The organism is Pseudoalteromonas sp. Isolate6 (genome assembly GCF_022398435.1).
GTDB lineage: Bacteria > Pseudomonadota > Gammaproteobacteria > Enterobacterales > Alteromonadaceae > Pseudoalteromonas > Pseudoalteromonas galatheae.
On sequence record NZ_JAKEVK010000254.1, the window covers coordinates 1 to 5,787 of the forward strand.

Consider the following 5,787-nt stretch of genomic DNA (forward strand, 5'->3'; position numbering starts at 1 on the left):
AATATAGTCTTGTCTTATATACTCAAGCAAATAGATTTGAGAAATAAATAAAATGTTAAAAAAAAGAGCAAAAAACTTGACTGTTTGCTCATATAAACTACAGTCTTACATGACTGTCTAATCTATGGGCAGTTTAGCAAAATTAAAAGAGTAGATTAACTTAAATTTAGTCAACTTATAGAAGGATGTAGAAGTATGGCTTGCGGAAAAGTCAAATGGTTCAATAACGCCAAAGGGTTTGGTTTCATCGTAGAAGACGGCAGTGACGAAGATATCTTTGCTCATTACTCAACGATTGTAATGGATGGATACAAGACGCTTAAAGCTGGTCAGGATGTATCATTCGAGCTACAGCAAGGCCCCAAGGGTCTACACGCGACTAACATCGCTCCAATCACGGAAGATGTTGTTTAAGTGTTAAGTAGCTTTTGGCTAAAGCGGGTTACTTGAGTGCTCGCTTATTCCTCTCCTCAAATCACTCCACCAAATCTAAAAGAAATTTTCAGCCTTTTCTTATCACATTTGTTATAACTTTTCACTTTTGCACTTTAAATTTAATAATTAGCCCCCATATGCAAACACTGTTAGACTAAAGCACGCTTGCAAAGTCAATTTCAGGTTGGTTAGATATTGCTACTTTGATGCATTTCAATGCTGAACGAATACCAGTTATTGTGATAAGCCAAAAGTATAAATACCTAACAAACTTGCTAATGCTGCGCTACCTAGGCATAGATTCTAACGAGGATTGCCGAGGTTTTTTTGCATCTTTCACTAATCGCTTAGTGAACTGGTTCAGTTAAAACCGGCTACAACGACACGTTGTTGAGTGTGAAAATTGCGTTGCTTAGTCCTATTAGCAATTGTTGAACGGCGTAAAAGCCCACAACTATCTAGGAATGATGATGACATCGAAAATTATCTACACCAAAACAGATGAAGCCCCGGCTCTCGCAACTTACTCGCTATTGCCAATCATCCAAGCATTCACTAAGCCTGCAAATATCGAAGTTGAAACTCGCGATATTTCACTTGCAGGCCGTATTATTGCGACTTTTCCTGAGTACCTAAAAGAAGAACAACGTATCGGTGATGCACTTGCTGAGCTAGGTGCACTTGCTAAAACGCCTGAAGCTAACATCATCAAGTTACCTAATATCAGTGCGTCAATTCCACAACTTCGTGCAGCGATTAAAGAATTGCAAGCTAAAGGCTACGCGCTGCCAGAGTATCCTTCTGAAGCCAAAACAGACGAAGAAGCCGATGTTAAAGCACGTTATGACAAAATCAAAGGTAGTGCAGTAAACCCTGTACTTCGTGAAGGTAACTCAGACCGCCGTGCTCCAACTTCAGTCAAAGGCTACGCTCGTAAAAACCCGCATTCAATGGGCGCTTGGTCTAAAGACTCTCAGTCTTATGTTGCATCAATGACTGACGGTGATTTCTTCGGTTCTGAACAGTCGGTAACAGTTGCTGAAGCGACTGATGTTCGAATTGAGCACGTAGCGAGCAATGGTGACATCACCGTACTAAAACAAAGCACGCCACTACTTGCTGGCGAAATCATTGATGCTTCTCGTATGAGTGTACAAGCACTACGTGAATTCTTAGCAGCACAAGTACAAGAAGCAAAAGATAAAGGCGTATTATTCTCACTACACATGAAAGCAACCATGATGAAGGTATCAGATCCAATCATCTTTGGTCATGCTGTAAAAGTATTCTACAAAGACGTATTCGAAAAGCATGCTGCGACATTTGCTGAAATCGGTGTTGATGCAAGCAATGGTGTTGGCGACGTGTACTCAAAAATTGAGTCGTTGGACGATGCAAAGCGCAAAGAAATCGAAGCAGACCTTGCAGCAGTTTACGAGACAGCACCTGATATCGCGATGGTAGACTCAGACCGTGGTATTACAAACCTGCATGTACCTAGTGACGTGATCATCGATGCATCAATGCCTGCGGCAATTCGTTCAAGCGGCCAGATGTGGAACGCTGAAGGCAAACAACAAGATACTGCTTTTGTGATCCCTGATCGTTGTTACTCAGGTGTGTACAGTGCGACGATTGATTTCTGTAAGGAAAATGGCGCATTTGATCCACGTACGATGGGTACCATCCCTAACGTCGGCCTGATGGCACAAAAAGCGGAAGAGTACGGTTCACACGACAAAACGTTTGAAGCACCATCAGCTGGCACAATTCGTGTTGTAGATATTGCAGGTAACACCTTACTTGAACACACAGTAGAAGAAGGCGACATCTGGCGCATGTGTCAGGTGAAAGATGCACCAATCAAAGACTGGGTAAAATTGGCGGTTAACCGCGCTCGTGCGACAAATACACCAGCAGTTTTTTGGTTAAATGAAGCGCGTGCTCACGACGCTGAACTTATCAAAAAGGTAAACGCTTATCTGCCTGAACATGATACTGATGGCCTTGAAATTTTAATCAAAGCACCAGTAGATGCAACGCTATACTCACTAGAGCGCATGAAAAAAGGCGAAGATACTATTTCAGTAACGGGTAACGTATTACGTGACTATCTAACTGACCTATTCCCAATTTTAGAGCTTGGTACCAGTGCAAAAATGCTATCTATCGTTCCACTAATGAATGGTGGTGGCTTATTTGAAACTGGTGCGGGTGGTTCTGCGCCTAAACACGTACAACAGTTCGAAAAAGAAAACCACTTGCGTTGGGATTCGCTAGGCGAATTCCTTGCACTTGCTGCTTCTTTTGAGCATTTAAGCCAAACAACAGGTAATGCTAAGGCACAAGTACTTGCAGATACACTAGATGCAGCAACGGCTAAATTCTTAGATGAAAATAAGTCGCCTTCACGTAAAGTGAAAGAGCTTGATAACCGTGGTAGTCATTTCTACCTTGCAATGTACTGGGCTCAGGAGCTGGCTGCGCAAGACAAAGATGCAGAGCTTAAAGCTAAGTTTGAAAATGTTGCTGCAGAACTGACAGCTAAAGAAGCAGATATTGTCGCTGCACTTAATGAAGCACAAGGCCAAGCAATGGATGTTGGTGGTTATTACCAGCCAGAAGACGACAAAGCGTTCACAGCTATGCGCCCTTCTGTGGTATTTAACGATGTACTAGCGTCACTGTAATCTTCGGATAACAGTCAAAAAGCGGCCTAAGGGTCGCTTTTTTGCTTTCAGGCGACACTCGAGATCAATTGCGCTAAAATATCGTTTTTCGTGAACCTTAGGAATGTGGCGATGAGCACAAGTAGTAGAGCCAACACAAATAACAAAAGAAAATCACACGCAAATAGGCCCGCATTCTCTAGACATACCACAGCACGAAAAAAGCCAATAACTAACCGGCAGTCAAAACCCGCCCTACAACCAGATCAAGTAAAAGTCGTTTTATTTAATAAGCCCTTTGATGTTTTGTGTCAGTTTACTGATGATCAAAACCGTCAAACATTAGCTGATTTTATTGATATCAAAGATGTCTATGCTGCAGGCCGCTTGGATAGAGATAGCGAAGGGCTATTACTACTGACCAACTGCGGTAAATTACAAAACACCCTGACTTCTCCTAAAAAATCGACATATAAAACCTACTGGGTTCAAGTCGAAGGAGAACCAAGTAGCGAAAGCCTAAATGCGCTTAGAAATGGTGTAAAACTAAAAGATGGTCCAACTTTACCTGCCAAAGTAGAAGTTATGACTGAGCCCAATGTCTGGTCACGTAATCCGCCGATTAGAGAGCGCAAAAATATTCCAACAACCTGGCTTTCTATTTCCATCAAAGAAGGGCGTAATAGACAAGTCCGTCGTATGACGGCGCATATTGGTCATCCCACGCTTAGACTGATTCGCGCACAAATAGGCAAATATAGTCTGGGCGATCTTAAAAACGGTGAATATCGAGTGCTTTAGCATTTTCTACTAGGACTTTTCTCCTGCGCTCTAACACCTCACGGGCGTGCAATTTAAAGAGATTTGAGTATAATAAGCGCTTTCTATCTGAGCATTAAGATTAATAGCGAAATTATGAGCGATAATAGTCACATTAAAGTCATTGTCGGAATGTCCGGCGGTGTAGATTCTTCTGTATCTGCCTACCTTTTAAAACAACAAGGCTACCACGTAGAAGGTTTGTTTATGAAGAACTGGGAAGAAGATGACAATGATGAGTATTGTGCAGCAGCTGAAGATCTGAAAGATGCTCAGGCAGTGTGTGATAAGCTAGGTATTGAGCTACACACCGTAAACTTTGCTGCTGAATACTGGGACAATGTGTTTGAACACTTCCTTGAAGAATACAAGGCTGGCCGTACACCAAACCCAGACATCATGTGCAACAAAGAAATCAAATTTAAAGCTTTTTTACAGTTTGCAGCAGAAGCGTTAGGCGCGGACTATATCGCAACTGGCCACTATGTTCGTCGCGCAGAGCGTGACGGTAAATTCGTTATGCTTCGTGGAGATGACGAGAACAAAGATCAAAGCTACTTCCTTTACACATTAAGCCATGAACATATTGCGAAAACACTCTTCCCTGTAGGTGAAATTGAAAAGCCAGAGGTGCGTAAAATCGCAGAGGAACAAGGCTTAATCACGCATGATAAGAAGGATTCAACCGGGATCTGCTTTATCGGTGAGCGCAAATTTAAAGACTTCCTTGCCAAGTTTTTACCCGCACAGCCTGGTGTGATTGAAGATTGTGAAGGTAATCATGTTGGTGAACATGAAGGCTTGATGTACCACACGCTCGGTCAACGTAAGGGCCTTTTAATTGGTGGCTCTAAAGAAGGCAACGGTGAACCTTGGTATGTGGTAGATAAAGATATCGAACGTAATGTACTGGTTGTTGGTCAAGGTAAAAACCACCCTCGCCTATTCAGCAATGGTCTAAACGCAAATCAGCTACATTGGGTTGACCGCGTAGGTCCACAAGGCACAACTCGCTGCACGGTAAAAACACGTTATCGCCAAACCGACATCCCTTGTACGTTATTAGTTGGCCAAGATGGTATGGCACGCGTGCTATTCGATGAACCACAAAAAGCCGTAACTCCTGGACAATCTGCGGTATTCTACGCAAATGATGTGTGCCTTGGCGGCGGTATTATCGAGTCGGTGATTAAATAATGCAAAACCAATACGTAATGCCTCTGGCGGCAATGTGTCAGATCAGTAAACTGGTACAAAAATGTGCGCGTTACGGCACCTTCAACGAGAATGAAGTTGAGGGCTTTTTAAAAAGCATTATTAACACTTCTCCTGAACGTCCTGAGGACGTTTACCCAGACAAATTTGCCATCAAAACAGGCTGCCGAACGCTGATCGAACAACTTTCGGCAGGCGGCGAAAAAGACGTTGAAATGGTTAAATATGTTGGCGCGATGATGCAATTGGAGCGGGTGCTAAGTAACGATAGTAAATCTCTTGATTTATTGGCGCAAAAAATTCAGCAAGTTGAGCGCCAGTTATTACACTTTGATATCTGTGAAAGCCAAGTTGTTGCAGCACTTGCCGACATTTACGGTCAAGTTATCAGCCCTCTTGGCCCTAAGATCCAAGTATTCGGTAAGCCTGAATTGTTAAAACAAACAACAACACAACAAAAAATTCGGGCGCTATTACTTGCCGGGATCCGTAGTGCAGTTTTGTGGCGTCAGCTCGGCGGTAAACGTCGTCAATTCTTTTTTGCGAAAAAGAAAATCATTACTGCTGCAAAAAGTTATATGTAATACCAATTTGTCTTAATACTTGCTCAATTTGAAGGAGCAAATCTGACGCTAACAGCGTTAAAAAC

The 5,787-nt window shown here is 42.6% G+C and carries 5 protein-coding genes; all 5 read left to right on the plus strand.

Annotation, left to right across the window (positions count from 1 at the left end; genetic code table 11):
• Window positions 1–195 precede the first annotated feature (195 nt).
• The 5 genes from cspD to hflD all read left to right on the plus strand — a co-directional run bounded on the left by cspD (window position 196) and on the right by hflD (window position 5,722).
• On the plus strand, window positions 196–414 hold the full coding sequence (gene cspD, locus L1D50_RS20920; protein ID WP_010379294.1) for a cold shock domain-containing protein CspD: 219 nt from the start codon (window positions 196–198) through the stop codon (window positions 412–414).
• Window positions 415–905: 491 nt separating this feature from the next.
• Entirely contained in the window at window positions 906–3,125 is a 2,220-nt protein-coding gene (locus tag L1D50_RS20925) for an NADP-dependent isocitrate dehydrogenase (RefSeq protein WP_138523052.1), read from the plus strand.
• A 111-nt stretch (window positions 3,126–3,236) separates the two neighbouring features.
• Window positions 3,237–3,905: a pseudouridine synthase gene (locus L1D50_RS20930; protein ID WP_239966739.1), complete on the plus strand. Its 669-nt coding sequence runs from the start codon at window positions 3,237–3,239 to the stop codon at window positions 3,903–3,905.
• Between the two features lie 114 nt (window positions 3,906–4,019).
• On the plus strand, window positions 4,020–5,120 hold the full coding sequence (gene mnmA, locus L1D50_RS20935) for a tRNA 2-thiouridine(34) synthase MnmA (protein ID WP_239966740.1): 1,101 nt from the start codon (window positions 4,020–4,022) through the stop codon (window positions 5,118–5,120).
• The gene (gene hflD / locus L1D50_RS20940) at window positions 5,120–5,722 is read left to right on the plus strand and encodes a high frequency lysogenization protein HflD (protein ID WP_128726016.1); all 603 of its coding nucleotides are present in this window, start codon (window positions 5,120–5,122) and stop codon (window positions 5,720–5,722) included. Before mnmA ends, hflD begins: the two co-directional genes overlap by 1 nt.
• The last annotated feature ends 65 nt before the right edge of the window (window positions 5,723–5,787 follow it).